At 74.1% G+C, this 25,578-nt stretch carries 26 protein-coding genes and 1 pseudogene; 8 read left to right on the top strand and 19 right to left on the bottom strand.

The genetic code is table 11. From position 1 onward, the window contains the following. Position 1: 1 nt before the first annotated feature. The 3 genes from rplT to infC all read right to left on the bottom strand — a co-directional run bounded on the left by rplT (position 2) and on the right by infC (position 1,447). On the bottom strand, positions 2-385 hold the full coding sequence (rplT, locus tag AQJ66_RS15155) for a 50S ribosomal protein L20 (RefSeq protein ID WP_061921151.1): 384 nt from the start codon (positions 383-385) through the stop codon (positions 2-4). Between the two features lie 95 nt (positions 386-480). After that, on the bottom strand, positions 481-675 hold the full coding sequence (rpmI, locus tag AQJ66_RS15160) for a 50S ribosomal protein L35 (RefSeq protein WP_004933563.1): 195 nt from the start codon (positions 673-675) through the stop codon (positions 481-483). Between the two features lie 109 nt (positions 676-784). Then, positions 785-1,447 (bottom strand): translation initiation factor IF-3, encoded by a 663-nt coding sequence (gene infC, locus AQJ66_RS15165; protein WP_079060232.1) that lies wholly within the window; start codon positions 1,445-1,447, stop codon positions 785-787. Positions 1,448-1,811: 364 nt separating this feature from the next. Between infC and AQJ66_RS15170 the strand changes: the two genes are divergently transcribed. After that, a complete protein-coding gene (locus AQJ66_RS15170) occupies positions 1,812-2,168 on the top strand; it encodes a DUF1844 domain-containing protein (protein WP_061921155.1) in 357 nt (118 codons plus the stop codon). Between the two features lie 87 nt (positions 2,169-2,255). Here AQJ66_RS15170 and AQJ66_RS15175 read toward each other — a convergent pair whose 3' ends face one another. Both AQJ66_RS15175 and AQJ66_RS15180 read right to left on the bottom strand, forming a co-directional pair. Further along, positions 2,256-2,636, bottom strand: a complete 381-nt coding sequence (locus tag AQJ66_RS15175; protein ID WP_159052571.1) for a hypothetical protein — start codon at positions 2,634-2,636, stop codon at positions 2,256-2,258. Between the two features lie 269 nt (positions 2,637-2,905). Beyond that, positions 2,906-3,637, bottom strand: coding sequence for an SseB family protein (locus tag AQJ66_RS15180; RefSeq protein WP_061921705.1), 732 nt, complete (start codon positions 3,635-3,637; stop codon positions 2,906-2,908). 165 nt (positions 3,638-3,802) lie between these two features. Here AQJ66_RS15180 and AQJ66_RS15185 point away from each other — a divergent pair, with 165 nt between their 5' ends. Continuing rightward, positions 3,803-4,792, top strand: coding sequence for a serine hydrolase (locus AQJ66_RS15185; RefSeq protein WP_061921161.1), 990 nt, complete (start codon positions 3,803-3,805; stop codon positions 4,790-4,792). Positions 4,793-4,822: 30 nt separating this feature from the next. Here AQJ66_RS15185 and mycP read toward each other — a convergent pair whose 3' ends face one another. Together mycP and AQJ66_RS15195 are read right to left on the bottom strand one after the other, a co-directional pair. Beyond that, positions 4,823-6,013 (bottom strand): type VII secretion-associated serine protease mycosin, encoded by a 1,191-nt coding sequence (mycP, locus tag AQJ66_RS15190; protein ID WP_061921165.1) that lies wholly within the window; start codon positions 6,011-6,013, stop codon positions 4,823-4,825. Further along, complete coding sequence (locus AQJ66_RS15195) at positions 6,010-7,056, bottom strand: hypothetical protein (RefSeq protein ID WP_244162839.1); 1,047 nt, start codon at positions 7,054-7,056, stop codon at positions 6,010-6,012. Before AQJ66_RS15195 ends, mycP begins: the two co-directional genes overlap by 4 nt. Positions 7,057-8,457: 1,401 nt before the next feature. On the opposite strand from AQJ66_RS15195, the gene AQJ66_RS15200 reads away from it, so the two are divergent. Further along, positions 8,458-9,660, top strand: coding sequence for an amino acid deaminase/aldolase (locus AQJ66_RS15200; RefSeq protein ID WP_061921167.1), 1,203 nt, complete (start codon positions 8,458-8,460; stop codon positions 9,658-9,660). A gap of 23 nt (positions 9,661-9,683) precedes the next feature. Here AQJ66_RS15200 and AQJ66_RS15205 read toward each other — a convergent pair whose 3' ends face one another. Genes AQJ66_RS15205 through AQJ66_RS15215 form a run of 3 tightly spaced genes read right to left on the bottom strand, consistent with a single transcriptional unit; the run spans position 9,684 to position 13,206 of the window. After that, a complete protein-coding gene (locus AQJ66_RS15205; RefSeq protein ID WP_061921170.1) occupies positions 9,684-10,466 on the bottom strand; it encodes a 3-oxoacyl-ACP reductase in 783 nt (260 codons plus the stop codon). After that, on the bottom strand, positions 10,463-11,836 hold the full coding sequence (locus AQJ66_RS15210) for an aldehyde dehydrogenase family protein (RefSeq protein ID WP_061921173.1): 1,374 nt from the start codon (positions 11,834-11,836) through the stop codon (positions 10,463-10,465). The genes AQJ66_RS15205 and AQJ66_RS15210 overlap by 4 nt, the downstream gene beginning before the upstream one ends. 11 nt (positions 11,837-11,847) lie before the next feature. After that, positions 11,848-13,206, bottom strand: a complete 1,359-nt coding sequence (locus AQJ66_RS15215; protein WP_061921176.1) for a glutamine synthetase family protein — start codon at positions 13,204-13,206, stop codon at positions 11,848-11,850. A 94-nt stretch (positions 13,207-13,300) separates the two neighbouring features. On the opposite strand from AQJ66_RS15215, the gene AQJ66_RS15220 reads away from it, so the two are divergent. Together AQJ66_RS15220 and AQJ66_RS15225 are read left to right on the top strand one after the other, a co-directional pair. Continuing rightward, on the top strand, positions 13,301-14,038 hold the full coding sequence (locus AQJ66_RS15220; protein ID WP_061921179.1) for a FadR/GntR family transcriptional regulator: 738 nt from the start codon (positions 13,301-13,303) through the stop codon (positions 14,036-14,038). A gap of 49 nt (positions 14,039-14,087) precedes the next feature. Continuing rightward, on the top strand, positions 14,088-14,777 hold the full coding sequence (locus AQJ66_RS15225; RefSeq protein WP_244162831.1) for a gamma-glutamyl-gamma-aminobutyrate hydrolase family protein: 690 nt from the start codon (positions 14,088-14,090) through the stop codon (positions 14,775-14,777). Between the two features lie 33 nt (positions 14,778-14,810). On the opposite strand, the gene AQJ66_RS15230 is transcribed toward AQJ66_RS15225, so the two are convergent. The 4 genes and pseudogenes from AQJ66_RS15230 to AQJ66_RS40050 all read right to left on the bottom strand — a co-directional run. After that, positions 14,811-15,752 (bottom strand): LysR family transcriptional regulator, encoded by a 942-nt coding sequence (locus AQJ66_RS15230; RefSeq protein ID WP_061921183.1) that lies wholly within the window; start codon positions 15,750-15,752, stop codon positions 14,811-14,813. Between the two features lie 46 nt (positions 15,753-15,798). Then, positions 15,799-16,518 carry a helical backbone metal receptor gene (locus AQJ66_RS15235; RefSeq protein WP_061921185.1) on the bottom strand — a complete coding sequence of 240 codons (720 nt, stop codon included), beginning with the start codon at positions 16,516-16,518 and terminating at the stop codon, positions 15,799-15,801. Beyond that, on the bottom strand, positions 16,518-17,090 hold the full coding sequence (locus AQJ66_RS15240; RefSeq protein ID WP_061921188.1) for a helix-turn-helix domain-containing protein: 573 nt from the start codon (positions 17,088-17,090) through the stop codon (positions 16,518-16,520). The genes AQJ66_RS15235 and AQJ66_RS15240 overlap by 1 nt, the downstream gene beginning before the upstream one ends. A 355-nt stretch (positions 17,091-17,445) precedes the next feature. Then, positions 17,446-17,613: pseudogene (locus AQJ66_RS40050) on the bottom strand (glycine betaine ABC transporter substrate-binding protein); the annotation flags it as partial. Between the two features lie 88 nt (positions 17,614-17,701). On the opposite strand from AQJ66_RS40050, the gene AQJ66_RS15245 reads away from it, so the two are divergent. The 3 genes from AQJ66_RS15245 (at position 17,702) to AQJ66_RS15255 (ending at position 20,568) form a co-directional block, all read left to right on the top strand. Further along, positions 17,702-18,622, top strand: coding sequence for a 5'-3' exonuclease (locus AQJ66_RS15245; protein ID WP_061921191.1), 921 nt, complete (start codon positions 17,702-17,704; stop codon positions 18,620-18,622). Between the two features lie 77 nt (positions 18,623-18,699). Continuing rightward, the gene (locus AQJ66_RS15250; RefSeq protein ID WP_061921711.1) at positions 18,700-19,548 is read left to right on the top strand and encodes a siderophore-interacting protein; all 849 of its coding nucleotides are present in this window, start codon (positions 18,700-18,702) and stop codon (positions 19,546-19,548) included. Positions 19,549-19,608: 60 nt separating this feature from the next. After that, positions 19,609-20,568: an RluA family pseudouridine synthase gene (locus AQJ66_RS15255; protein ID WP_061921196.1), complete on the top strand. Its 960-nt coding sequence runs from the start codon at positions 19,609-19,611 to the stop codon at positions 20,566-20,568. A 26-nt stretch (positions 20,569-20,594) separates the two neighbouring features. Here the strand turns inward: AQJ66_RS15255 and AQJ66_RS15260 are convergent, their stop codons facing one another. The 5 genes from AQJ66_RS15260 to AQJ66_RS15280 are packed head-to-tail and all read right to left on the bottom strand — an operon-like array spanning position 20,595 to position 25,255. Next, positions 20,595-22,124: a cytochrome P450 gene (locus AQJ66_RS15260; protein WP_425264279.1), complete on the bottom strand. Its 1,530-nt coding sequence runs from the start codon at positions 22,122-22,124 to the stop codon at positions 20,595-20,597. Positions 22,125-22,178: 54 nt separating this feature from the next. After that, a complete protein-coding gene (locus AQJ66_RS15265) occupies positions 22,179-22,799 on the bottom strand; it encodes a GTP-binding protein (protein ID WP_061921199.1) in 621 nt (206 codons plus the stop codon). Next, positions 22,780-23,202: a DUF742 domain-containing protein gene (locus tag AQJ66_RS15270; RefSeq protein WP_061921201.1), complete on the bottom strand. Its 423-nt coding sequence runs from the start codon at positions 23,200-23,202 to the stop codon at positions 22,780-22,782. Before AQJ66_RS15270 ends, AQJ66_RS15265 begins: the two co-directional genes overlap by 20 nt. Further along, on the bottom strand, positions 23,199-23,603 hold the full coding sequence (locus AQJ66_RS15275) for a roadblock/LC7 domain-containing protein (RefSeq protein ID WP_061921206.1): 405 nt from the start codon (positions 23,601-23,603) through the stop codon (positions 23,199-23,201). Before AQJ66_RS15275 ends, AQJ66_RS15270 begins: the two co-directional genes overlap by 4 nt. Continuing rightward, positions 23,600-25,255, bottom strand: a complete 1,656-nt coding sequence (locus AQJ66_RS15280; RefSeq protein WP_208611365.1) for an ATP-binding protein — start codon at positions 25,253-25,255, stop codon at positions 23,600-23,602. The genes AQJ66_RS15275 and AQJ66_RS15280 overlap by 4 nt, the downstream gene beginning before the upstream one ends. Positions 25,256-25,578: the final 323 nt, after the last annotated feature.

Genomic DNA, 25,578 nt, shown 5'->3' on the forward strand with positions numbered 1-25,578 from the left:
GTCACGCGGCCTTCGGCGCGTTGACGTCCGACGGCAGCGCCTTCTGCGCGGCCTCGACGAGCGCGGCGAACGCGGTGGCGTCGTTGACGGCCAGCTCGGCCAGGATCTTGCGGTCGACCTCGATGTTCGCGGCCTTCAGACCCTGGATGAAGCGGTTGTACGTGATGCCGTTGGCGCGGGCAGCGGCGTTGATGCGCTGGATCCACAGCTGACGGAAGTCGCCCTTGCGCTTCTTGCGGTCGTTGTAGTTGTAGACCAGCGAGTGGGTGACCTGCTCCTTGGCCTTGCGGTACAGGCGCGAACGCTGACCGCGGTAGCCGGAGGCCTGCTCGAGGATCGCCCGGCGCTTCTTGTGGGCGTTGACTGCCCGCTTGACGCGTGCCACTTGTTAACTCCTTGTAGCGGGGTCGTGGGGTGCTCACACGACCCGGAAACGATTGGGTCCCGGTCCAGACGTACGGCGCTCGGCGGCGCCGGGCGTCACTTGCCGAGAAGCTTCTTGATCTTCGCGGCGTCGCCCGGGGCCATCTCGGCGTTGCCGGTGAGGCGGCGCGTCACGCGGGACGACTTGTGCTCGAGCAGGTGGCGCTTGCCGGCGCGCTCACGGAGCACCTTGCCGGAGCCGGTGACCTTGAAGCGCTTGCTGGCACCGCTGTGCGACTTGTTCTTCGGCATAGCGCCGTTCTCTCCTCGTCAGTGGCGCTCCGGTGCCCGGTCGCGAAAACCGGGCACGGTGGAGCGTCGCTCTTGTATCGGTTACATCCTGGGGACGGGTCCCCCGGGATCACGCCTCGGCAGGCTCCTCGTACGGCGCCTCAGCCTCGGCAGGGTTCTGCGACTTACCGGGGTTCGCCTTCGCCTCGGCCTTGCGGGCCTCCTGCGCCTGACGGGCCTCGGCCATCGCCTCGGTCTTCTTCTTGTGCGGACCGAGGACCATGATCATGTTGCGGCCGTCCTGCTTCGGGTTCGACTCCACGAAGCCGAGGTCCTGGACGTCCTCCGCGAGCCGCTGCAGCAGCCGGTAGCCCAGCTCGGGCCGGGACTGCTCGCGACCACGGAACATGATCGTGATCTTGACCTTGTCGCCCTGCTTGAGGAACCGGACGACGTGACCCTTCTTGGTGTCATAGTCGTGCGGGTCGATCTTCGGCCGGAGCTTCATCTCCTTGATGACCGTGTGCGCCTGGTTCTTGCGCGCCTCACGGGCCTTCATGGCCGACTCGTACTTGAACTTCCCGTAGTCCATGAGCTTGCACACGGGCGGACGGGCGTTCGCCGCGACCTCGACCAGGTCCAGGTCGTACTCCTGCGCAAGCTCCAGTGCCTTGGCCAGGGGGACGATGCCCACCTGCTCGCCACTGGGACCGACAAGTCGCACCTCGGGAACGCGAATCCGGTCGTTGATGCGGGGCTCGGCGCTGATGGATCCTCCTCGGTAGCACCACACGGCGGTCTGGCGGACGGCCGCGTACGTCTTTTTCGTTAGACCTAACCGCGCCGAAGCAACAAAAATGCCCCGGACGATCACAGGCGGGGCTCCAACGACTACCGGAGCACCGCCGCGATGCCGCGGGGCGCGCTTTCGGGCGACTCCATCGTCCGTACGGAACGATGGCGGCCGCCTGACCGGGTGACCCGCCGTCCCGGGGGACGGTCAGGTGGGAGAATCGGAGCCTCCACTTGTGGGCCGGACACAGCTGGGTCCGACCGGTCATCCACCAGATTAGCAGGATCGCTTGACAACGGCGAATCGGGCCGGGCCCGCAAACGCCCGGTGAAAGGCGCGACCGGCACCGCTTATCGTGTGGGGCATGAGTGAGACCCCTCCTGAGTCCCCCGACTTCGACGCGATGACCCGGGACATCGCCGAGGTCCCCGCCGTCGAGGTGATCGTGACGGTCGCCGTCAACCTGATGAGCGCCGCCGCCGTGAAGCTCGGGCTGAGCGAGGAGGGCGAGAAGTACAAGGACCTGGACGAGGCCCGCAAGCTGATCTCCGCGCTCGCCGGCCTGCTGGACGCGAGCGCGACCGAGGTCAGCTCCTTCCACGCGGCCCCGCTGCGCGACGGCCTGAAGTCGCTGCAGCTGGCCTTCCGCGAGGCCTCGCTCGTGCCGGACGAGCCGGGCCAGGGACCGGGCGAGAAGTACACCGGCCCGATCTACGGCTAGGCGCCGGACGCGCCCGGAGGGCCGGAGACCGCTCCTCGCGGTCTCCGGCCCTCCGGCTTCGTACAGCGTGCCGACCGGTGAGACGGCTCAGCGGCGGTGGTGCCAGCCGCGGTCACGGTCACGGTCCCCGTCCCAGCGCCGGTCCCAGCCACGGTGCCAGCCGCGGTCCCGGTCGCGGTCGTGGTCCCAGCGGTGCCAGCCGCGGTCCCGGTCGCGGTCGTGGTCCCAGCGGTGCCAGCCGCGGTCCCGGTCGTGGTCACGGTGCCAGCCCCGGTCCCGGTCCCGGTCGTGGTCGCCGAAGCGGCCGTCGCGGTCACGGTCGCTCCCGCGGCTGTGCGAGTAGGCCCTCCCGCCGTCGCGGTCGTGGCCGGAGCCCGCGGCGAGCGCGGGCAGGGCGGCCGCGCCGACGAGTGCGCCCGAAGCCACGAATGCGGCGATCAGGCGGACCGTCGTACGAGAAACAGACATCGATCTGTCACCTCACGTTCGTGCACACCGGCCCTGGGCGGGGCCGGGCGTGCCATCCGAGTTTCCCGGCTCGTGTGCCGAGGCCCCACACTGTGGCCCGCCACGGCGGCACGGGACCGCGAACAAGACGTGCGTTACAGGGCGCAGATATATCTGTGACTCTCCCTTGTATGTGCCATTGACGGCTCTTGCGGCTTTCCGGCCGCCTTGTACTCATTCGAGCGGCTCAAGGCCCTCGGTAACAGGCACGGCCGTCTGTTCGACGGGTCTCATCCCCTGACGTACAGGGGCTCTCCCGGAGGGGTGGCCCCGGCCGGCAGCAGTGCCAGGTCGAGGCCGCGTGTCAGGCGCGCCCTCAGCGTTTCGTCGGCCGCGAGGCGCTCGGCGACCGCGCGGGCGGCCTCCGCGGGCGCGGCGGCCGGGTCGAGGACGAGGGCGAGGGTGCCGACGGCCCGGCCGGGCCCGAGGTGGGCGCGCAGCACGGAGGGCTCCGCCGCCACCGCCGTCCGGACGGCGTCGACTACGGCCGGGTCGGCAAGCGGGTCGGTGCTGGTGCGGCCCTCGGCGAGCGCGAGCAGCGCAGGGCCGGTCAGTTCGAAGGGCACCGGTCCGGCCAGGTCCAGCACGACGGTGTCCGCCTTCTCGTGGGCGGCGGCCTGCAGGGCCTGGTGCAGGGGTACGGCGACCGGGCGGGCCTGCGGGTCCCAGCGGGCGAGGGAGCCGGTGGAGGTGAAGGCGGGCAGCGCGGTGCGGCCGCCGGCCTTCAGCGTGGGTACGGCCATGTCGCTGGTCTTCTCGCGGCGCAGGCCGTTCTCGTCCTCCTCGACCTCGCCGAGGACGGCGACGACGGGCACCAGCAGCCGGGCGCCCTTCAGCGCCTCCAGGACGGGTTCCACGGCGCCGCGGTCCTCGGCCCAGGCGGCGAGCGCGGCGCTCAGCCGGGGGTCGGCGGAGCCGTCGTCGTCGGAGAAACCGGGGTCGGGAATGTTCTTCATCGCCACGGTCACCGACCCTATAGCGGGCGATCCGCCGGGCTTCTCCCGGGCCGTCCCCACCCGGTGCGCAGCACGCCCGCCCACCCGGCGCACAGGAATCCCGGCGGACCCTGACCCGGCTCCCAGGTCCGTCCCGGGGAGCGCACAGTCCCCGCCTGAAGCATCGCGGGCATGGAGCCCTCCGGATCCGGCCGCCGCACCGGCCGCCGCCGTGCCCGCCGTCCGCGCCGCCGCCCGCTTCTCGCCGCCGCCCTGGCCGTCGTCGCGGTCGGCGGGGTCACGGCGGGCGGCACGGTCTACGTGCACACGCGGGCACACCACCCCGGGGGCGGCGGGGCCGTATCGTCGGCGGCGGCGCCGTCGGCCTCCTCCCCGGCCGCGGCGGGTGAGGAGGCATCGGTGGAACCCGTGACCCGGTCGTCGCCTCCGGCGGCGCACCGCGACGCGCTGCTGGCCGAGGCGATGGCACGGGTGACCGTGCCCTCGGGGGCCCGGATCTCGGTCGCGGTGCTGGACCTGGACTCCGGCGACCGCGCCGTCCACGGCGACGACGCGTTCGACACGGCGAGCATCGTCAAGGTGGACATCCTCGCCGCGCTGCTGCTCCAGGCGCAGGACGCGGGGCGTCACCTGACGGCGGCGGAGCGGGCGTACGCCACGAAGATGATCGAGAACAGCGACAACGCCTCCGCCACGGCCCTGTGGCACGCCATCGGGCGGGCGGACGGGCTGGACGCCGCGAACCGGCGGTTCGGGCTGACGTCGACCTCGGGCGGCGACGGCGAGCTGTGGGGCCTGACGCAGACCACGGCCGCGGACCAACTGGTCCTGCTGCGGCAGGTGTTCGGGGAGGGCTCGCTGCTGGGCGCGGCCTCGCGGAGTTACGTCCGGGGGCTGATGGAGGGGGTGGAGGCCGACCAGCGGTGGGGGGTGCCGGCGGCGGCCACCGGGTCGACGTGCGCGTGCGCGTTGAAGAACGGGTGGCTGCCCCGGAGCACGACCGGTCTGTGGGACGTCAACAGCATCGGGCGAGTGACGGTGGACGGCACGGACTACCTGGTGGCGGTGCTCTCCGAGGGGACGGCCGATCTGGCGCGGGGCATCGCGCTGGTCGAGGCGGCCGCCCGGGCGGCCGTGGCGGGGTTCGCCTCCGCGTCGTAGCCGTGTCCCGGCGATCTGTTCGTGATCAGGTCACCGTGGCGCCCTGCGGCCCCTCCACAGGACCACCGCCGCGACCAGCAGCACCCCGCCGGCGCCGCCGGCCAGGGGGCCCGCCCAGTCCGTGGCGCTGCCGGTGGCCTCGGCCGGGTCCGGGCCCGAGCCGAAGTACTTACGGCCGTACGACGCCGGGCGCAGGCTCTTCGGCTCCAGGCGGTCGGCCGCCCTGAGCGCGGCGGCCGGGTCGACCATGCCGAAGCCCCGGGAGTCGTCGCGGCCGCCCACCGGGGCGTTCCTGGCGGTGTCCTCCAGGAGCCTCTTGATCTGGGCCGGCGTCAGGGCGGGGTGGGCCGCCTTGACGAGGGCGGCCGCCCCGGAGACGAAGGCGGAGGCGGCCGAGGTGCCCCAGCCCTCGTAGTACCTGTGGTCGGGATCGGCGATGACGACGTCCACGCCGGGGGCGCTGACCGCGGCGTACCAGCGGCGGGTGGAGAAGGAGCCGCGGGTGCCGTACTTGTCGACGGCGGTGGCGGCGATGACGCCCGGGTAGGCGGCCGGATAGGAGACGTGGTCGCCCTTGTCGCCGCCGTTGCCGGCGGAGGCGACGACGACCACGCCCTTCTTCAGCGCGTACTGGACGGCCTCGTCCTCGCCGGCCTCCGGGTGCGCGGAGCTGGAGTCGTCGCCGAGGGAGAGGTTGATGACGTCGGCGCCGTGGTCGGCGGCCCAGCGGATGCCGTCGGCGAGGGCGCCCCCGCGGGTCGTGCGGGCCTTGCCGCGGGCGGGGTCGCCGTCCTCGAGGATCACGCGGACGGGCAGGATCTTCGCCTCGGGCGCGACCCCCATGACGCCGTCGGCGTGGTCCGGGCCGTGGCCGTGCCCGGCGATGATGCCGGCCATGGCGGTGCCGTGCCGGGCCCAGGTGCGGTCGCCCTGCCGGGCGCCGAAGCCGATCATGTCCTTGCCGGCCAGGACGTTCCCGGCCAGGTCCGGGTGGTCGTCCTCGACTCCGGTGTCCAGGACGGCGACGGTGACGCCCCGGCCCTTGGTGGTGCGCCAGGCCTCGTCGAGGTGGAGGGCGGACAGTCCCCACTGCTGGGCGCGTATGCCGTCGGCGTGGGCGGTCGCGGCCGGGCCCAGGACGAGGGATCCGGTCAGCAGCAGGCCCACGGCGGAGCCGCCGACGCCGGCGCGGCGGCGGCCCCACGGCGACGATCGCTTCACGAGGGACTCTCCGTGGCCGAGTGGACGGTCTGGCGCAGCCGCCGTTCGACGCGGTCGGCCAGGCCCTGTGCCTCGTTGCCGAGGCCGGCCTGGGCGGGTGCCGAGGTGGCACCGGAACTGGTGGCGTCCGCGGCGGGCTGGGGCGAGTCGACGACGCGGCCGTCGGCCCAGCCGGAGACGGCGAAGGCGACGACGGGGGCGTCGGTGAGGACGCCGATGGTCCAGGTGGCGCGCTGCTTGTCGCCGAAGCCGGCGGCGGCCGTGCCCTTGGCGGCGTACGGCCGGGGCATCAGGTCGGTGCGGCGCTCCAGGTGCTCGTCGCGGAAGCGGGCGGCGAGGGCGGACATGGCGGCGGCGTCGCCTTTGGTGAACAGCAGGCCGACGGTGGTGACGTAGCTCTGGGTGGCGTCGGTGTAGGTGGCGCGCAGCAGCCGCCGGCAGCCGACGGGGGCGAGGGCCTTGCGCAGCAGCGGGTCGAAGGCGTCGGCGCAGCCGGTGTCGGGGGCGACGGCGATCCTCGTCCAGGTGCGGTCGGCTCCGCCGGGGCCGGCGCCGGTGCCCCGGACGGTGGGCGGGAACAGCTGGTCCACGGGCACGCTGTGCCACAGGGTGCCGGCCGCGCCGAACCCCGTCGCGGTGACGCCGCTCCCGCTGTCGCCGGTGAGCCAACTCCCGGTCGCGGCACCGCCGATGAGCCCGATGCCGAGCACCAGGCAGGCGGCCGCGGCAGCGGTGCGGGGCCCCACGCGCAACCCGGGCCGGCGCCCCGGTCCCGGCTCCCCGAACGCCCCGGCGGGCCGAGCGGACGCGCTCGCGCTCGCGCTCGCGCTCCAGGACAGTGCCGGATCGGGTGCGGCGGGTACGGGACTCACCGGGTGGGCGGGGTCGCTCGGGCTCCACGCGGTGCGCGCCGGGGAGCCGGCGGCAGCCTGCCGCCGGGGGTCGGGCCCGGGTGAGGAGTCCGCGCGGCCGGGCTCCGGGCCCGGCCCCACACCCGAACGGATCGGCCGCAGCCGGGCCGTCGTCTCCGACAGCCCCTCCACCGGGGCTCCGGCTCCGGACGCCGCAGTGGGCGGGCGGAGGCGGGCCGTCGTCTCCGCCGGGGACTGCCCGGGGACGGCCGAAGGCCGGGACGGGGCATCCGGACGCTGCGGCGGACGCGGTGGCGCGACCGCGCCCGGACCGGGACGGCCGGCGGCCGGTGAAGCTGCGGCACCGGACCCTGGAGACGGTGACTGAGAGGCCGGGCGGGGGGCGCCCGTCGGGGACTCCGCCGGTGGGTCCGGACGGTGCGCCGGGCGCGGGGGCACGACCGCGCCCAAACCCGGGCGGTCAACGGCCGGCGAGGCGTCGGCGCCGGACCCCGGAGTCGGTGACTGGGAAACCGGGCGGGGGGCGCCCGTCGGGGACTCCGCCGGTGGGTCCGGACGGTGCGCCGGGCGCGGGGGCACGACCGCGCCCGAACCCGGGCGGTCAACGGCCGGTGACGCGGCGGCGCCGGACCCCGGAGTCGGTGACTGGGAAACCGGGCGGGGGGCGCCCGTCGGGGACTCCGCCGGTGGGTCCGGACGGTGCGCCGGGCGCGGGGGCACGACCGCGCCCGGACCCGGGCGGTCAACGGCCGGTGACGCGGCGGCGCCGGACCCGGGAGACGGCGGCTGGGAGGCCGGGCGGGGGGTGCCCGTCGAGGACTCCGCCGGAGCGGCCGGACGGTGCCCGGGGCGCGGCGGCACCACCGCGGCCGGACCAGTGCGGTCGGCGGCCTGTGAGGCGTTGGTGGGCGAGGACGGACCGGGGCGGCCGGCGGTCGGTGGGGTGTCGGGGAAGCGGGCCGAGGCGGGGGGCGGCGGGGGGCTCATCGGGGCGGCGGACTCGGGTACGGCGGGGGGCCGGTGCCCGGCCCGGGGCCGTGCCGCGCCGGAGGTCGCGTCGCGCGGGGCGCGGGGCGTGAACACCGAGGGCTCGTCGTCGAGATCCACGTCCGCGGGTCGCTCCCGGTCGCGGCGGCCGGCGGAGCCGACCGGCCCGGCCGGGCCGGGCCTCGCGCCGCGAAGCGCCGCGGAGCCCTGCGCGTCCTGGTCCGCCCGTTCGCGCGCCGGTGCGCCGGGGGGCGTGGAGGCCGGGTGTGGAGGGACGGGGGCGCGGCGCGCTTCCGTGCTCATGCACCCCCCGTTTCCTCGTGCCCGGGCCGTTTCCTCGTACGCGGGCCGTCGTGCTCCTCGGCCGCGCCCGGTGCGGAGCTCGTGCGAAGCTCCCTCCGGGCACGCATACCCGTACGGCCGAACAGGCATCCCGGTTCAGGTGCCGCGACCGGTCCGTACAGCCGTGCGTGCGCGTCACTCTACGGCTTGTCCGGGACCGGACGAGAACCAGTCCGGCAGGCCGGGGCATCTGCCCGTATCGTCCCCCTACCCTGCGGTAATCCGGTCTGGCAGGCTTCCGTCATGACTGCGCGCGCCGCCGACCGGGCCCGTTACGACCGGGCCACCGCCCATCTCGACGCCCCTCTCGCGATCGTGGACCTGGATGCCTTCGACGCCAACGCGGACGACCTCGTCCGGCGGGCCGGCGGGAAGCCGGTCCGGGTCGCCAGCAAGTCCGTGCGCTGCCGCGCCCTGCTGGAACGCGTCCTGGCCAGGGACGGTTTCCGGGGCATCATGTCGTTCACCCTCGCCGAGTCGCTGTGGCTCGCGCGCTCGGGATTCGACGACGTCCTGCTGGCCTACCCGTCCGCCGACCGCTCCGGTTTCGCCGAACTGGCCGCCGACCCCAAACTCGCGGGCGCCGTCACCGTCATGATCGACGACGTGGCCCAGCTCGACCTGATCGACGCGGCCCGCGACGGCGGACGTGAAGTGGTGCGTGTCTGCCTGGAGTTGGACACCTCGCTGAAGCTGCTGGGCGGCCGCGTCCGGGTGGGCGCGCGGCGCTCGCCGCTGTACTCCCCCGCCCAACTGGCCGAGCTGGCACGGGCCGTGGCCCGGCGGCCGGGTTTCCGGCTGGTGGGGATCATGGCGTACGAGGGGCACATCGCCGGGGTCGGGGACGCGCTGGCCGGGCGCCCGCTGCGCTCGCGGGCGATCCGGCTGATGCAGGCGGCCGCCCGGCGGGAGCTGGCCGAGCGGCGCGCCGCGGTGGTGCGGGCGGTGCGGGCCGTGGCGCCGGACCTGGAGTTCGTCAACGGCGGCGGCACCGGCAGCGTGCAGCACACCGCCGCCGAGGACGCGGTCACGGAGATCGCGGCCGGCTCGGGGCTGTACGTGCCGCGCCTCTTCGACAACTACACCTCGTTCACGGGCCGTCCGGCCGCCCTGTTCGCCCAGCCCGTCGTCCGGCGGCCCGGCGTGGGCGTGGTCACCGTGCTCGGCGGCGGCTACCCCGCGTCGGGTGCCCCCGGCCCCGACCGGCTGCCGGTGCCGTACCTGCCCGAGGGGCTGGCGTACGACCCGCAGGAGGGGCCGGGCGAGGTGCAGACCCCGCTGCTCGGCTCGCCCGCGGACGACCTGCTCATCGGGGACAAGGTGTGGTTCCGGCACGCCAAGGCGGGCGAGCTGTGCGAGCGGTTCGACACGCTGCACCTGGTCGAGGGGGACGCGGTCACCGCGACCGCGCCCACCTACCGGGGTGAGGGGCGCACGTTCCTGTGACCGGCCCGCGGTGACCGTCCGCCCTACAGCGGCGTGACGTAGGCCCCCGAGATGCCGCCGTCCACCAGGAAGTCGGTGGCGTTGACGAAGGAGGAGTCGTCGCTGGCCAGGAAGGCGACGGCGGCGGCGATCTCCTCGGCCTCGGCGAAACGGCCGACCGGGATGTGGACGAGGCGGCGGGCGGCGCGCTCGGGGTCCTTGGCGAACAGCTCCCGCAGCAGCGGGGTGTTGACCGGCCCCGGGCACAGGGCGTTGACCCGGATGCCCTCCCGGGCGAACTGCACGCCGAGTTCGCGGGACATGGCGAGCACGCCGCCCTTGGAGGCGGTGTACGAGATCTGGGACGTGGCCGCGCCCATCCTCGCCACGAACGACGCGGTGTTGATGATGGAGCCCCGGCCCTGGCGGCGCATGTAGGGCAGGGCGGCCTTGCAGCACAGGTAGACGGAGGTCAGGTTGACCTCCTGGACGCGCTTCCAGGCCTCGAGGCCGGTCTCCAGGATGGAGTCGTCGTCGGGCGGGGAGATGCCGGCGTTGTTGAAGGCGACGTCGACGCTGCCGTAGGTGTCGTACGCCGCCTTGAACAGCGCCTCGACCTGCTCGGGGTCGGTGACGTCGACCTTCACGAAGAGCCCGCCGGTCTCCTCGGCGGCGGCCTTGCCGCGGGTCTCGTCGACGTCGCCGCAGACGACGTGGGCGCCCTCGGAGGCGAGGCGGCGGGCGGCGGCCAGCCCGATGCCGCTGCCGGCTCCGGTGACGACGGCGGTACGGCCGGCCAGTCGGCGGCACACGATCTCTTCGGTCACAGTGCGGGGCCCTCCGTGCTGATGAAGACGTTCTTGGTCTCGGTGAAGGCGGTCAGGGCGTCGGGGCCGAGTTCGCGGCCGAGGCCGGACTGCTTGAAGCCGCCGAACGGGGTCCAGTAGCGGACGCTGGAATGGGAGTTGACGGACAGGTTGCCCGCGCGCACGGCCTGGGAGACGCGCAGGGCGCGGCCCACGTCCCGGGTCCAGACGGAGCCCGAGAGGCCGTAGGGGGTGTCGTTGGCGAGGCGGATCGCGTCCTGTTCGCCGGTGAAGGGCAGGAGGACGGCGACGGGGCCGAAGATCTCCTCGCGGGCCGCCGGGCTGTCCGGGCGCTCCCCCGTCAGCACGGTCGGCGGGAACCAGAATCCGGGGCCCTCGGGTGCGCTGCCGCGCAGGGCCGGGGCGCCCTCGGGGACGTAGGACCGTACGCGGTCCAGTTGCCGGCGGGAGATCAGCGGCCCCATCTGCGTCTTGTCGTCGGCCGGGTCGCCGACCACCACGGCGGCCAGCCCGTCGGCGAGGACGGCGCGGGCCTCCTCCAGCACGGTGTCCTCGACCAGGATCCGGGTGCGGGCGCAGCAGTCCTGGCCGGAGTTGTCCAGGAAGGAGAAGGGGTCGAGGGCTGCCCGCAGGTCGGCGTCGGCGAAGACGACGTTGGGGCTCTTGCCGCCGAGTTCGAGGGTGACCGGCTTGACGAGTCGCGCGCAGCGCTCCATGACCTCGCGGCCGGTGCGGGTGGAGCCGGTGAAGACGATCTTGGCGATGTCGGGGTGGTCGGCGAGGGCCCGGCCGGCGGTGCGGCCGTAGCCGGGGACGACCTGGAACACGTGCTCGGGCAGGCCCGCCTCCAGGGCGAGTTCGGCGAGGCGCAGGGCGGTGAGCGGGGTGGTCTCGGCGGGCTTGAGGACGACCGCGTTGCCGGCCGCGAGGGCCGGGAAGGAGCCCCAGGCGGCGATCGGCATGGGGAAGTTCCAGGGGGCGATCACGCCGACGACGCCGAGCGGTTCGTGGAAGGTGACGTTCCAGCCGCCGGGGGCGGGGATCTGCCGGCCGAGCAGGCGTTCGGCGCCGCCGGCCGCGTAGAGCAGCAGGTCGCGGGCGTTGCCGGCCTCCCATCGGGCGTTGCCGACGGTGTGCCCGGCCTCGCGGACCTCCAGCCGGGCCAGTTCCTCGACGTGGGTGTCGACGGTGTCGGCGAAGCGGCGCAGCAGGCGGGCGCGGTCCGCGGGCGGCAGGAGGGCCCAGGTTCGCTGGGCGCGTACGGCCCGGGCGACGGCGGCGGCGACGTCCTCGGCGGTGGCGGCGGGGACGGTGGCGACGACCTCCTCGGTGGCGGGGTTGAGGACCGTCAGCTCGTGCGGGTCGGACACGTGGTGACCTTTCACAGGCGTTCGAAGGAGCGGCGCAGTTCCCAGTCGGTGACCGCGGCGTCGAAGGCCTCGAGTTCGACGCGCGCCATGTTGCGGTAGTGGGCCACGACCTCGTCCCCGAAGGCGGCCTTGGCCAGGGGGCTGTTCTCCCAGAGCTCGGCGGCCTCCCGCAGGGTGGTGGGGACGCGCGCGAAGTCCGCGGTGTAGGCGTTGCCGGGGCAGGGCTCGGGGAGTTCCAGCCGCTGCTCGATGCCGTGCAGGCCCGCCGCGACGAGTCCGGCGACGGCGAGGTAGGGGTTGACGTCGCCGCCGGGGAGCCGGTTCTCGAAGCGCAGGGAGCGGCCGTGGCCGACGACGCGGAGGGCGCAGGTGCGGTTGTCGTGGCCCCAGGCGACGGCGGTGGGGGCGAAGGAGCCGCGCTGGAAGCGCTTGTAGGAGTTGATGTTGGGGGCGTAGAGGAGGGAGAAGTCGCGCAGGGCGGCGAGCTGCCCGGCGAGGAAGTGCCGCATCACGTCGGACATTCCGTCGGGTCCGGCCATGACGTTCGCGCCGTCGGCGTCGGCGAGCGAGAGGTGGATGTGGCAGGAGTTGCCCTCGCGCTCGTCGTACTTGGCCATGAAGGTGATCGAGACGCCCTCCTGGGCGGCGATCTCCTTGGCACCGGTCTTGTACAGCGCGTGCTGGTCGCAGGTGACGAGGGCCTCGTCGTAGCGGAAGACGATCTCGTGCTGGCCGGGGTTGCACTCGCCCTTGGCGGACTCGACGGTGAGGCCGGCGCCCGCCATGTCGTTGCGCAGGCGGCGCAGCAGGGGCTCGATGCGGCCGGTGCCGAGGACGGAGTAGTCGATGTTGTACTGGTTGGCGGGGGTCAGGCCGCGGTAGTCGGCGTCCCAGGCCTGCTCGTAGCTGTCCTTGAAGACGATGAACTCGAGTTCCGTGCCGACCCGGGCGGTGTACCCGTGGCCGGCGAGGCGGTCGAGCTGGCGGCGCAGGATCTGGCGCGGGGCGGCGGCGACCGGCGAGCCGTCGTTCCAGGCGAGGTCGGCGAGGAGCAGGGCGGTGCCGGGGTGCCAGGGGATGCGGCGCAGGGTGGCGAGGTCGGGGTGCATCGCGAAGTCGCCGTAGCCGCGGTCCCAGGAGGACATGGCGTAGCCGTCGACGGTGTTCATCTCGGTGTCGACGGCGAGGAGGTAGTTGCAGCCCTCGGTGCCGTGCTCCAGGACCTCGTCGAGGAAGAAGCGGGCGGCGAACCGCTTGCCCTGGAGGCGCCCCTGCATGTCGGGAAAGGCCAGGACGACCGTGTCGATCTCGCCGCCGGCGACGAGGGCGTGCAGTTCCTCCGCGCTCAGCGGGGGTGTGCGGTCTGCCACGGGACAGCCTCCTTGGCTTCTGCGCGTTCGGCGGCGGGGCCGGGAGCCATAAGGTATTGCCGAGGACCTTTGATTGGGAAGGGGGCGCGGCCGCATGTCGGGTGGCGGGAGCGCGGAGACGCCGGCGGACCGGCTCGCCCCGGTGCTGCGGCCGGTCCGGGCGGGCAACGGCTTCGAGGAGGCGCTGGAGCAGATCCTCCAGGTCGTCCGCCTGGGCCTGGTGCCGGCCGGCGAACGGCTGCCCGCCGAGCGGGAGCTGGCGGAGCGGCTCGGGATCAGCCGGGTGACGCTGCGCGAGGTGCTGAAGGTGCTGCACGAGCAGGGCCTGGTGGAGTCGCGGCGCGGCCGGTACGGCGGGACGTTCGTACGGCCGCGCGCGGAGGCGGGCGGCGCGGACGAGCTGCGCCGGCGGATCGCCGAGGTGGACCTCGAGGACGTGCTGCGCTTCCGCGAGGTGCTGGAGGTCGGGGCGGCGGGGCTGTGCGCGGCGCACGGGCTGACCGGCGAGCGGGCCGATCGGCTGGGGCGGGCGCTCGAGCGGACCCGTGACGCCCCGCTCGCGGACTACCGGCGGCTGGACACGCTGCTGCACCTGACGCTGGCCGAGCTGTGCGGGTCTCCGTCGCTGACCGCGCAGTACGCGGCGGTCCGGGCGACCGTCAACGACCTGCTGGACCGCATCCCGCTGCTGGTGCGCAATCTGGAGCACTCCCAGCGGCAGCACACCGCGCTGGTGGAGGCGGTGCTGGAGGGGGACGCGGACGGCGCGCGGGAGATGATGCGGGAGCACTGCGCGGGCACGGCGGCGCTGCTGCGGGGATTCCTGGCGTGACGCTCCGCAAAGGTGGGAAAGTGAACCTTTGGTTTACCGGGAGGGCGGGGTGAGTCCTGTGCGGCCGCTGATCGGTGTGAGTACGTACCTGGAGACGCAGGCCCGCTGGGGTGTGTGGACGCTGGAGGCGGCCCTGCTGCCCTCGGCGTACCCGCGGCTCGTGCAGGGGGCCGGCGGACTGGCCGCCATGCTGCCGCCGGACGACCCCGGGCACGCGGCCCGGGTGGTGGGGCGGCTGGACGGCCTGGTGATCGCGGGCGGACCGGACGTCGACCCGGCGCGCTACGGCGCCGAGCGCTCGCCGCGCACCGGGCCGCCGGCACACGAGCGGGACGCCTGGGAGCTGGCCCTGATCGGGGCGGCGCTGTCGGCGGGGGTGCCGCTGCTGGGGATCTGCCGGGGCATGCAGCTGCTGAACGTGGCGCTCGGGGGCACCCTCGTCCAGCATCTGGAGGGGCACGCGGAGGTGGTCGGGGTGTTCGGCGGGCACCCGGTGAAGCCGGTGCCGGGGACGGTGTTCGGCGGGATCGTCCCGGAGGAGGTGCTGGTGCCGACGTACCACCACCAGGCGGTCGAGCGGCTCGGGGCGGGCCTGGTGGCCTCGGCCCACGCGGCGGACGGCACGGTGGAGGCGCTCGAACTCCCACCGGGCGACGGCTGGGCGCTGGGGGTCCAGTGGCACCCGGAGATGGGCGAGGACCTGCGGGTGATGCGGGCGCTGGTGGCGGCGGCCTCCTGAAGGAGGCCGTACCCCCCGGTCCCCGATGCCGTGCTACCCGCGCGTCAGGGACAGCAGTTCCCGGGCCGGTCCCGTGGGGCGGTGGCCCGTGGGCCATACCGCGCGCAGGTCGCGGCGCAGGGACACGCCGTCCACCGGGATGCTCACCAGGCGCCGCATGGCCAGCTCCTCCCCCACCGCCAGCTCGCTCAGGACCGAGGGGCCGGCGCCGCTGACCGCCGACGCCTTCACCGCCGTCGTCGAGGAGAGCTCGATCAGCGGGCGGGCGAGGCCGCCCAACGCGGTGTCGAGCACCTGGCGGGTGCCGGAGCCGCGTTCCCGGAGGATGAGCGGGGTGGCCGCCAGCTCCCGCGGGGTCAGCGGGCGCCGGCGGCGCGCCCAGGGGTGTCCCGGAGCCGTGACGACGATCAGGCGGTCCCGGGCGATCACCGTCGAGTCCAGGCCCGCCGGGACGGTGAGCCCCTCCACGAAGCCCAGGTCCGCCTCACCGTCCAGCAGGAGTTCGGCGACCTTCGCGGAGTTGCCCGCGAGCAGGGACACGGCGGTGTCGGGGCGCTCGGCGTGCAGGGCGAGGAGCCAGCCCGGGAGCAGGTACTCGGCGATGGTCATGCTCGCAGCGACCCGCAGCCGTGAGTCGCGGCGGTCCCGCAGGGCCCGGGCACCGGCGTCGAAGGCGGCCGCCGCCTCCACCACCCGGCGGGCCCAGTCGGTCACCAGGGCGCCCGCGTCGGTGAGCCGGGAGCCGCGCGGCGAGCGGTCGACCAGGGCCACGCCCAGCTGCCGCTCCATCGAGCGGATGCGGCTGCTGGCGGCGGGCTGGGTGATGCCGACCTCGCGTGCCGCCGCGCCGAGGCTGCCCAGCCGGGCCACGGCCAGCAGCAGTTCCAGCGCGCCGAGGTCGGGCACCCGGTGCGCCAGCGAGCCGCCGGGCCGGCCGGCGTCCGTCGCGTACTCCTCGCTCCCACTCCCACTCATAAGACCAGCTTATGTCCCGTTGGGTGCGATGTACCGCGCGGCCGGCTCAGCGGTGGGCTGCGCGCAGGGCCGCGGCCAGTACCCGGGGCGCCTCGGTCAGCGACGGGCCGTACCAGGTCAGGTGCCGTCCGCTGACCAGGGCGCAGGGCAGCCCGGGGAAGGCCTCGGGGCCGTCGTCGGGGGTGAACCGGTAGGGCTCGTCGGGCAGGACCACGAGGTCCGGGCCCGCCGCCCGCAGCTCCTCCAGCGGGACGCGGGGGTAGCGGTCGGGGTGCCCGGCGTACAGGTGGTGCACGCCCAGGCGGGCCAGGACGTCGCCCGCGAAGGTGTCCCGGCCCAGGACCATCCAGGGGCGGCGCCACACCGGCACGACCGCCGTGCGGCGCGCGGCGGGCGGCGGGAGCGCGGCCCAGACGGCCTCCGCCTCGGCCAGCCAGGGGGGCCGGACCGGCGCGCCGCACGCGGTCAGCACCCGGTCCAGCTCCCGGAAGGCCTGCGGGACCGTCCGCACCTCGGTGACCAGCACCGGCAGGCCGGCCGCGCGCAGGGCGTCCAGGTCGGAAGCGCGGTTCTCCTCCTCGTTGGCGATCACCAGGTCGGGGGCGAGCGCGAGGATGCGGTCCCGGTCGGGGTTCTTGGTGCCGCCGATGCGGGTGACGTCCAGGCCGGGCGGCCGGCTGCACCAGTCGGTGGCCCCCACGAGGGCGCCGGGCAGTGTGGCGGCGACGGCCTCCGTCAGGGACGGGACCAGGGAGACGACCCGCACTAACGCGACCGGTCCTGGACCGCCTCGATGTGCTCGGCGACCGCCACGACGACCACCCGGGTGTCCGGGACCGTGGCCCGCCAGCGGTGGCGGACCCCGCCGGTCAGGTACAGGGTGTCGCCGCGGCCGAGGCGGTAGGCGCGGCCCTCGGCCTCGATCTCGACGGCCCCGTCGGCCACGTACATCAGCTCGTCGTTGCGGTGCTGGTACTCCCGGCCCGCGTCGTGGTCGCCGGTGAACTCGGAGGCGTGCAGCTGGTGGTGGCCGCGGACCAGGGAGCGGGTGCGCGGGACGAAGTCGCCCTCGGCGGCGGGCTCGGCGCGCACGACGTCCACGCTGCACGCCGGGTCGGCGGCGGCGAGGAGTTCCACGGCCGTGGTGCGCAGGGCGTCGGCCAGCTTCTCCAGGGAGCCGCTGCTCGGGCGCGCCTTGTCGTTCTCCACCTGGCTGAGGAAGGGCACCGACAGGCCGCTGCGCTCGGCCACCACGGCGAGGGTGAGCTCCAGCGCGCGGCGACGCCGCCGGACGGCCGCGCCCACCCGCACGGGCTGCTGCTCTTTGTGGTCGCCCATCGCTCCGGCTCCCTCCTTCACTCGTCGTGCCACGGACCGGGTGCCCACCGCCGGACACACCTCTGATGAGTTCTCTGCACCCTACGCATGTTCGGCAAACCGTTTCACGCGCCTGTCACATCCCTGACACGCCGGCGGGCCCGCACCCCCACGGTTCGAGCCAGTGCGGCGGCTCGCCGTGCAGGACGGGTCTTACCACGTTCAAGGCGGATACGGCCGTCCGTGTTCCCGCCGGCCCCGCGCCGAGAGCGCTGCGTGGTTGGCCGGATCCTTTCCGTGGGCAAGGGCGTGCGGTGGGCGCGAACGCCGGTCAGGTCACCCGGCCGCCCGGCTTCTGCCGCCCTGGCGGGGAACCGATCTTCCCGCCGAACTCGCAGGGGTGGTCCTTCAGGTCCGCCAGGGAATTCACGTCCTTGGCATAGGAGGGGACGGTCAGCTTCAGCGAGGTGGCTCCGTACCGCTTGCCGAGGCCGTAGAGCCGCTTGCCGTACTTCTTCCCGTACTCGGCGTGGGTGGCGGGCAGTCAGGAGTCGATGCGGGGCGGATGCACAGGACGTGACGCGTCGTGGAGCGCACCGGGCACTGTCGGTGCCGTACGGCATGATGCGAACGTGACCGGACGACTCATGCTGCTCGACACCGCATCCCTGTATTTCCGTGCCTACTTCGGCGTGCCCGACTCCGTGCGGGCGCCGGACGGCACGCCGGTGAACGCCGTGCGCGGGCTGCTGGACTTCATCGACCGGCTGGTGCGGGACCACCGGCCGGAGCGGCTGGTGGCCTGCATGGACGCCGACTGGCGCCCCCAGTGGCGGGTCGACCTGATCCCGACGTACAAGGCGCACCGGGTCGCCGAGGAGCACGAGGGCGCGCCGGACGAGGAGCAGGTGCCCGACACACTCACCCCGCAGGTGCCGGTCATCGAGGCGGTGCTGGACGCGGTCGGCATCGCCCGGGTCGGGGTCGAGGGGTACGAGGCGGACGACGTGATCGGCACGTTCGCCGCGCGCGCGGACGGCCCGGTCGACATCGTCACCGGCGACCGCGACCTGTACCAGCTCGTCGACGACCGGCGCGGCATCCGGGTGCTGTACCCGCTGAAGGGCGTCGGCACGCTGCAGCTGACCGACGAGGCGGTGCTGCGCGAGAAGTATGGGGTCGACGGGCGGGGGTACGCGGATCTGGCGCTGCTGCGCGGCGATCCGAGCGACGGACTGCCGGGCGTGGCCGGGATCGGCGAGAAGACCGCCGCCAGGCTGCTCGCCGACTTCGGCGACCTGGCCGGGATCATGGCGGCGGCCGGCGACCCGGCGTCGAAGCTCACGCCGTCGCAGCGCAAGCGGCTCACCGAGGCCCGGCCGTACGTCGAGGTCGCGCCGAAGGTGGTGCGGGTGGCCGGCGACGTGCCGCTGCCGGAGGTCGACACCGCGCTGCCGCGCACCCCGCGCGATCCGGCGGGGCTTGAGGAGCTGGCGGCACGCTGGGGGCTGGGCGGCTCTCTGCAGCGGCTGCTGACGACGCTCGCGCAGTGATTCCTCTCCTGGGAGAGGTGCGGCCGGTGAGGAGATGCTAACTTAGGCAACCCTAACCAATGCAGCAGGAGGCCGTGATGGCAGAGCGTCCGGAACGAAAGCCGCGCAGGACCCGCACCGCCCGGGTGGTGCGCACCGAGCGGCTGACCCCGCACGTGCAGCGGGTGGTGCTCGGCGGCGCCGGCCTCGCCGACTTCACGGCGGACAGCTGCACCGACCACTATGTGAAGCTGCTGTTCGGCCCCGCGGGCGTGACCTACCCGGCCCCCTTCGACCTGGAGCGGATCCGCGCCGAGTTCCCGCGGGAGCAGTGGCCGGTCACCCGGACGTACACGGTGCGCGCCTGGGATCCCCGGCAGCGGGAGCTGACCCTGGACTTCGTCCTGCACGGCGACGAGGGCCTGGCCGGCCCGTGGGCCACGCGGGTGCGGCCCGGGGAGAGCGTCCACTTCATGGGCCCCGGCGGTGCGTACGCGCCCGATCCTGAGGCCGACTGGCACCTGCTCGCCGGTGACGAGAGCGCGCTGCCCGCGATCGCCCGCGCCCTGGAGGCGCTGCCCGCCGGCGCCCGGGCCCACGCCTTCGTGGAGGTGGCGGGTCCCGAGGAGGAGCAGAAGATCGACTCCGACGTCGAAGTCGTCTGGCTGCACCGCGGGGAGCGGCCGGTGGGCGAGGCCCTGCTGGAGGCCGTGCGCGCGCTCGAGTTCCCGGAGGGCCGGCTGCAGGCGTTCGTGCACGGCGAGGCGTCCTTCGTGAAGGAGCTGCGCCGGCTGCTCCGGGTCGACCTGCGGATCCCGCGCGAGGACCTGTCGATCTCCGGCTACTGGCGCCTCGGGCACAACGAGGACGGCTGGCAGGCCTCCAAGCGGGAGTGGAACGCCCGTATCGAGGCCGAGCAGGAGGGCGGTGGCGCGGCGGCCGCCTGAGCCGGCGGACGGCGTCCCGCGGCCGCCGGGCGGTGGGCGGGCGCCGTACCCTGGTGCGCGATGAGACGCCGTACCCCCGCCCCGCCCGCCCCGCTCCCGCAACGGGACGGAGTCGACGCGGTGCGCGTGCGACTGCCGTCCGGCGGGGAGTGGGCGACCGTGCGGGAGCATCTCGTGGAGCGGCTGTCCGGGGCCCCGCAGGGGGCGGTCGAGGCGATGTTCCGGGCGGGGCTGGTCGTCGGCGCCGACGGGCGGGCGGTGGCGCCGGACGCGCCGTACCGGCCGGGCATGTCCGTGTGGTTCCACCGGGAGCTGCCCGCGGAGGAGCCGGTGCCGTTCCCCGTGGAGGTGGTGTACCGCGACGCGCACATCGTCGTGGCGGACAAGCCGCACTTCCTCGCCACCACCCCGCGCGGCGCGCACGTCGCCGAGACCGCACTGGCCCGGCTGCGGCGCGACCTGGGCATCCCGGCCCTGACCGCCGCGCACCGGCTGGACCGGCTCACCGCGGGTCTGGTGCTGTTCACGGTGCGGCCCGAGGAGCGGGGCGCGTACCAGACGCTGTTCCGGGACCGCCGGGTGCGCAAGGAGTACGAGGCCGTAGCGCCCTACGATCCCTCGCTCGACCTGCCCCGCACCGTGCGCAGCCGCATCGTGAAGGAGCGCGGGGTACTGGCCGCCCGGGAGGTCGAGGGCGAGCCGAACGCGGTGACCCAGGTGGAGCTCGCCGAGCACCGGGAGCGCGACGGCCTCGGGCGCTACCGGCTGCTGCCCGGGACCGGCCAGACGCACCAGCTGCGCGTGCACCTGAACGCCCTCGGCGTGCCCATCCTCGGCGACCCGCTCTACCCCGAGGTCGCCGCCCCCGTACCGGCCGGTGACTTCCGCCGTCCACTGCAACTGCTGGCGCGCAGGCTGGAGTTCACCGACCCGGTCACGGGGGTCGAGCACGCGCTCGTCAGCGGCCGGACCCTGCGGGCCTGGACCGATCCGGCCGGGTGGGCAGGCGGCGCGCCCTAGGGTCTCCCGTCCGGCTCACGCCGGGCTCACTCCCCCAGCCACCAGCGCAGCAGGCGCCGCCACGCGCTCTCGCGGCGCGCGGGCTCCGGGGCCGCCGGCCGCTCCGGTTCGGTGGCGAGGGCGGGGGGCAGCGGCACCTGCCGGGGCTCGGGGACGGGGGCCGGGTCGGTGCGCAGGGCGCCGACCTGCCAGCCGGAGCGCTGGGGCGGGATCGGTGAGGGGCTGGGCGGCCGTCCGGCGTCCTGCTGGGGCTTGGGTTCGAACCGCACCGGCAGCGACACCAGGTGCCGCGAGGCGATCGACGCGCGCCAGGTCAGCTCCTCCTCGGCGCACTCCAGCTGGACGTCCGGCAGCCGGGTCAGCAGCGCGTCCACGCCGACGTCGGCGATGGCGCGGCCGATGTCCTGGCCGGGGCACTCGTGCGGTCCGCCGCCGAAGGCGAGGTGGGAGCGGTTGCCCTGCATGCCGGCGGACAGGTCCGGGCGGATGCGCGGGTCGATGTTGCCCGGGGCGGGCGCGAACAGCAGCCCGTCGCCCTTGCGGATGCGCTGCCCGCCCAGCTCGGTGTCCTGCTTGGCGAAGTAGCCGAAGACGGTGCTGAACGGCGGCTCGTCCCACAGGGACTGCTCGATGGCCTCCGGCACGGTCATCTGCCCGCCGTTGAGCCGGGCCCGGAAGCCCGGCTCGGTGAGGACCATGCGCAGCGCGTTGGCGAGGAGGTTGGCGGTGGCCTCGTAGGCGGCGAAGAGGACGAGGCGCAGGTGTTCGCGGACCTCGTCGTCGGTCAGGCCCGCCGGGTGGCCGATGAGGTGACTGGTGACGTCGTCCTCGGGCCGGTTGCGGCGCCGGGTGGTGAGCCGGCTGAGCGCGTCCATGACGTAGGCGTGGCTCTGGATGGCGGTCTCGGTGCCCTTGAGCGCGTCGCGGGCGGCCTGCACCATCCGGTCGTTGTACTCCTCGGGCATGCCGAGGATCTCGCAGATGACGGCCATCGGCAGGTGCTCGGCGAACTGGGAGACCAGGTCGGCCCGGCCGCGCTCGCAGAAGGCGTTGACCAGTTCCTGGGTGTGGCGGCCGATGTGGCGGCGCATGCTGCGGTGGTTGATGGTCGACATGGCGCCGGTGACCGCCGCGCGCAGCCGCTGGTGCTCGTCGCCCTCGGCGTGGGAGCAGATGGGCTGCCAGGCGATGTGCGGCATGAGGGGATGGTCGGGCTTGACCATGCCCTCCCGCAGCGGGCTCCAGATCCGGCTGTCGCGGGTGTACTGGGAGGGGCTGCGCACCAGGTGGAGGTTCTCGGCGTGGCCGAGGACCACCCACATCGGCACGTCGTCGTGGAGCAGGACAGGCGCCACGGCGCCGTGCTCCTCGCGCAGGCGCTCGTAGAGGTCGCCGAGGTCCTCCGCGTCGGCGCCGTAGAGCCGGCGCAGCCGGCCGGGGCCGAGACCGTGCGCGGGGCAGCCGGGCGGCGGGCCGGGAGCGGGGTCCGCACCGGCCCCGGTGCCGGTCTCGGTACTGGTGTCTGTGCCGGTCAGGGCAGGGAATTCGGACGTCACGGTGTCTCCGGAACGAAAAAGAGCAAGGGGGCAGGGGGCCGGTCGGGGCGCGGGTCAGGTGAGGGCGCCGGACAGGGCGAGGGAGTGCAGGAAGCGCATCAGGGTCATCAGCACGTCCTTGCTGGAGGCCCGGCGGCGTACGTCGCAGTCGACGATCGGGATCTCCGGTGCCAGGTCCAGGGCGGTGCGCAGCTCCTCGAGCGGGTAACGGGGCGCGTCGGGGAAGGAGTTGACGGCGACGACGAAGGGGACGCCGCGCTCCTCGAGCCGCCCCATGACGTCGAAGCTGACTTCCAGGCGCCGGGCGTCGACCAGGACGACCGCGCCGAGCGCGCCCTCGAACAGGCCGTTCCACAGGAACCAGAAACGCTCCTGGCCGGGGGTGCCGAAGAGGTAGAGCACCAGCTTCTCGGTGAGGGAGATGCGGCCGAAGTCCATGGCCACGGTGGTGGCCGTCTTGGAGTCGGAGCCGTAGTTGTCGTCGATGCCGATGCCGGCCTGGGTCATGGTCTCCTCGGTGGTCAGCGGTCTGATCTCGCTGACGGAGCCGACCATGGTGGTCTTGCCGACGCCGAAGCCGCCCACGATGACGATCTTCACCGCGGCCTGGGCCGTGTGCGGCAGGTGGTCCTCGGTGCGTGGTCCGGGGATCGTGTCAGAGCCGTTGAAGTCCATGCATCACCGCTTCGAGGAGTGAACGGTCGGGGAGCGCCTGGCGGACGATCGGGGCGCGCGCCTGCACCAGTTCGGCCGTGATCAGCTCGGTGATCAGGACGGTCATCGCGCTGAACGGCAGGTTGAGATAGGCCGAGAGCTCGGCCACGGACAGGGGGGCGGTGCACAGCCGGAGCACGGCCGCCTCCTCCGGCGAGGCGGACGGCGGCGGCGCGGAGCGCGCCACGATCAGCGTGACCAGGTCGAGTTCGGCCCGGCCGCCGTCCCCCGGCCCGGCGATGGTGTAGAGCCGCTCCAGGTTGCGCAGTTCGCTGTCGCTGCCGCCCTCCGGCCGCGCGGGAGGCGGGGGCGGGGGTGCCGGCAGGTGCTGCGGCCGGCGCCGCCTGCGTCGTGGAGGAGTCATACGGTCTGCCCGTTCCGCCGGGGCGGACTGGTGAGATGGGTGCCGATCCGGACGACGAGGTCGCGCATCATGGCGCCCATCCGGCCCGGTTCGCAGGTGACGTCGGCGAGCACGGCGAGGTAGGCGTTGGCGCCGGCGGACATGAGGTAGAAGTAGCCGCCGTCGATCTCGATGACCACGAGCTTCATGTCACCGGCGCCCGGGATCTCCTGGATGATGGCGCCGGCCAGGCTCTGCACGCCCGCGCAGGCGGCGGCCACCCGGTCGGCGGCGTCGGGGTCGCCGCCGTAGCGCGCGATGCGCAGTCCGTCGGCGGAGAGGACCACGATCATCTGGATGCCCGGCACGCCGTCGTTCAGCTGCTTGAGCATCCAGTCCAGGTTCGCTCGCTGCTGGATCACTTGAGGTTCCCCTCGTCGTCGGCCTCGGTGGGGGCGGCCGAATCATCGATCAGGTGCAGGTACGCGGTCGGGTTCCGCGTGAAGTCGGTCAGTTCGGAGGCGGTGGCACCCTCCGGCATGCCCTGGCGCAGGCCGTCCCAGAAGGCGTCCACCCACAGGCCGGGCGGGCGGTCCATCAGCTTCTTGCGCTCGGGGTCGATCTCGGGCTCGGGTTCGGGCTCCGCCCTGGTCTGCGACCAGATGGTGGGCCGGCCCTCGCGCTCGGCGCGCTCGATGGCGGCCTGTTCGGCGAGCCGCTGGCTGAGGGGGGTCTTCACCCGGCTGCGGCGCTGCGGGAGCCCGCCCGCGGTCCACTCGGTGACCTCGGGGACGTCGTCCTCCATGGAGATCCCGGCGGGGATCCGGGGGCTGGTGGGGCGGCGCTTCTTGGGCGGCCGCTTGGGGCCCTCGACGGCGCCGAGTTCGGGGATGGGCACGGCCGTCGCGCCGATGCCGTGCGCGGCGCCGACCCCGGGCTCGGTGGTGGTCATCACGCGGGGTACGACGAGGATCGCCCGGACGCCGCCGTAGGCGGAGGCGCGCAGCGAGACCTGCATGTCGAAGGCCTTGCAGAGCCGGCCGACGACCGCGAGGCCGAGGCGGGGGCTGTCGCCGAGGTTGTGCGCGTCGTCGCCCACCATGGCGTCCGTGATGGCCTGCTCGATACGGGCGCGGGACTCCTCGCTGAGGCTGACGCCGGCGTCCTCGATCTCGATGACCAGGCCGGTCTGCACCTCGGTGGCGGTGACGTGCACCTTGGTGGTCGGCGGGGAGTAGCGGGTGGCGTTGTCCATCAGCTCGGCGGCCGCGTGCAGGATCGGCTCGACCGAGGTGCCCTTGATGTTGACGTTGACGATCGAGTTCAGCTCGATGCGCCGGTACTCCAGGATCCGGGACATGGCGCCGCGCAGCACGCTGTACAGCGACACGGGCAGGGGCCACTGGCGGCCGGGGCGGCCGCCGCCGAGGACCGAGATGGAGTCGGCGAGGCGGCCGATCAGCGCGGTGCCGTGGTCGACGCGCAGCAGGTCGTCGAAGACCTCGGGGTTGCGCCCGTGGTCCTCCTCCATCTCCCGCAGTTCCTTGGCCTGCTGGTGGACGATGGCCTGGACGCGGCGGGCGATGCTGACGACGGAGCGCTCGGTGGCGTCGCGCATCGAGATCTCGTGGTCGGCGCCGCGCAGTGCCTGGTGGATCAGCTCGCGCTGGGCCTCGGTCAGGCGCATCTCGGGGTTGCTGTCGACGACCTTGCGCATCACCTCCCGGAGCGACTCCCCGGCGCGCAGCCGGTGCAGCGCGGTGGGCATGATCTCGCTGTTGAGGCGGGCGACCTCCGCGTCGTAGGCGGCGAGACGGTGCTCCAGGTACGCGGTGTGACGGGCGTGCTCGGCCCGTGCCTCGCGCAGTCTCCGCCCGCGGCGGTCGACTTCGGCGGCGGCGGCGAGGACCAGCAGCAGGGCCACGGCCCCGCACCCGCCGACGGCGATCCGGGCGGTGGCCGGCACCAGGGCGACGGCGGCCCCGGTGGCCGCGGCCATCACCAGTGCCGGCAGCACCAGCACGCGTGCGTACGGACGTTCACGGCCGCCGGGCGGCTTTCGAACACTCACCATGGATGCCTTCTGGGACGGGTCGGCCGGGTGTCGGGGGAGCTTTCGTGGGGAAGGTTCATGGAACTGACGGGATCTTCCGGATGTTTGGGAACAGAAGCGCGAATTCACCTCAACTCGGTGCGTCGCGGGCGAGCTTAGTTCGACCGGATCATCGCCGTGTCATATTCGGCAAGCACCTGAAATGGCCCCTGGGGCAGGAGTACGCTCAACTCCATTTACACGGTGCGCACTTGTTCGAACACTGAACGTGACGGCGTACGGGTGCGCGAAAGCAGCTCACCGTGATGAGTGAACTCCCCGATGACCGACCGGAGTTCGAGGAG

It is taken from the genome of Streptomyces bungoensis (genome assembly GCF_001514215.1).
Classification (GTDB): Bacteria; Actinomycetota; Actinomycetes; order Streptomycetales; family Streptomycetaceae; genus Streptomyces; species Streptomyces bungoensis.

Bases quoted from the DNA above. Each gene is read 5' to 3' on its own strand.
- rpmI (WP_004933563.1), bottom strand. From the start codon at position 675: ATGCCGAAGAACAAGTCGCACAGCGGTGCCAGCAAGCGCTTCAAGGTC.
- AQJ66_RS15170 (WP_061921155.1), top strand. From the start codon at position 1,812: ATGAGTGAGACCCCTCCTGAGTCCCCCGACTTCGACGCGATGACCCGG.
- AQJ66_RS15175 (WP_159052571.1), bottom strand. From the start codon at position 2,636: ATGTCTGTTTCTCGTACGACGGTCCGCCTGATCGCCGCATTCGTGGCT.
- AQJ66_RS15185 (WP_061921161.1), top strand. From the start codon at position 3,803: ATGGAGCCCTCCGGATCCGGCCGCCGCACCGGCCGCCGCCGTGCCCGC.
- AQJ66_RS15200 (WP_061921167.1), top strand. From the start codon at position 8,458: ATGACTGCGCGCGCCGCCGACCGGGCCCGTTACGACCGGGCCACCGCC.
- AQJ66_RS15220 (WP_061921179.1), top strand. From the start codon at position 13,301: ATGTCGGGTGGCGGGAGCGCGGAGACGCCGGCGGACCGGCTCGCCCCG.
- AQJ66_RS15230 (WP_061921183.1), bottom strand. From the start codon at position 15,752: ATGAGTGGGAGTGGGAGCGAGGAGTACGCGACGGACGCCGGCCGGCCC.
- AQJ66_RS15240 (WP_061921188.1), bottom strand. From the start codon at position 17,090: ATGGGCGACCACAAAGAGCAGCAGCCCGTGCGGGTGGGCGCGGCCGTC.
- AQJ66_RS15250 (WP_061921711.1), top strand. From the start codon at position 18,700: ATGGCAGAGCGTCCGGAACGAAAGCCGCGCAGGACCCGCACCGCCCGG.
- AQJ66_RS15255 (WP_061921196.1), top strand. From the start codon at position 19,609: ATGAGACGCCGTACCCCCGCCCCGCCCGCCCCGCTCCCGCAACGGGAC.
- AQJ66_RS15265 (WP_061921199.1), bottom strand. From the start codon at position 22,799: ATGGACTTCAACGGCTCTGACACGATCCCCGGACCACGCACCGAGGAC.
- AQJ66_RS15270 (WP_061921201.1), bottom strand. From the start codon at position 23,202: ATGACTCCTCCACGACGCAGGCGGCGCCGGCCGCAGCACCTGCCGGCA.
- AQJ66_RS15280 (WP_208611365.1), bottom strand. From the start codon at position 25,255: ATGGTGAGTGTTCGAAAGCCGCCCGGCGGCCGTGAACGTCCGTACGCA.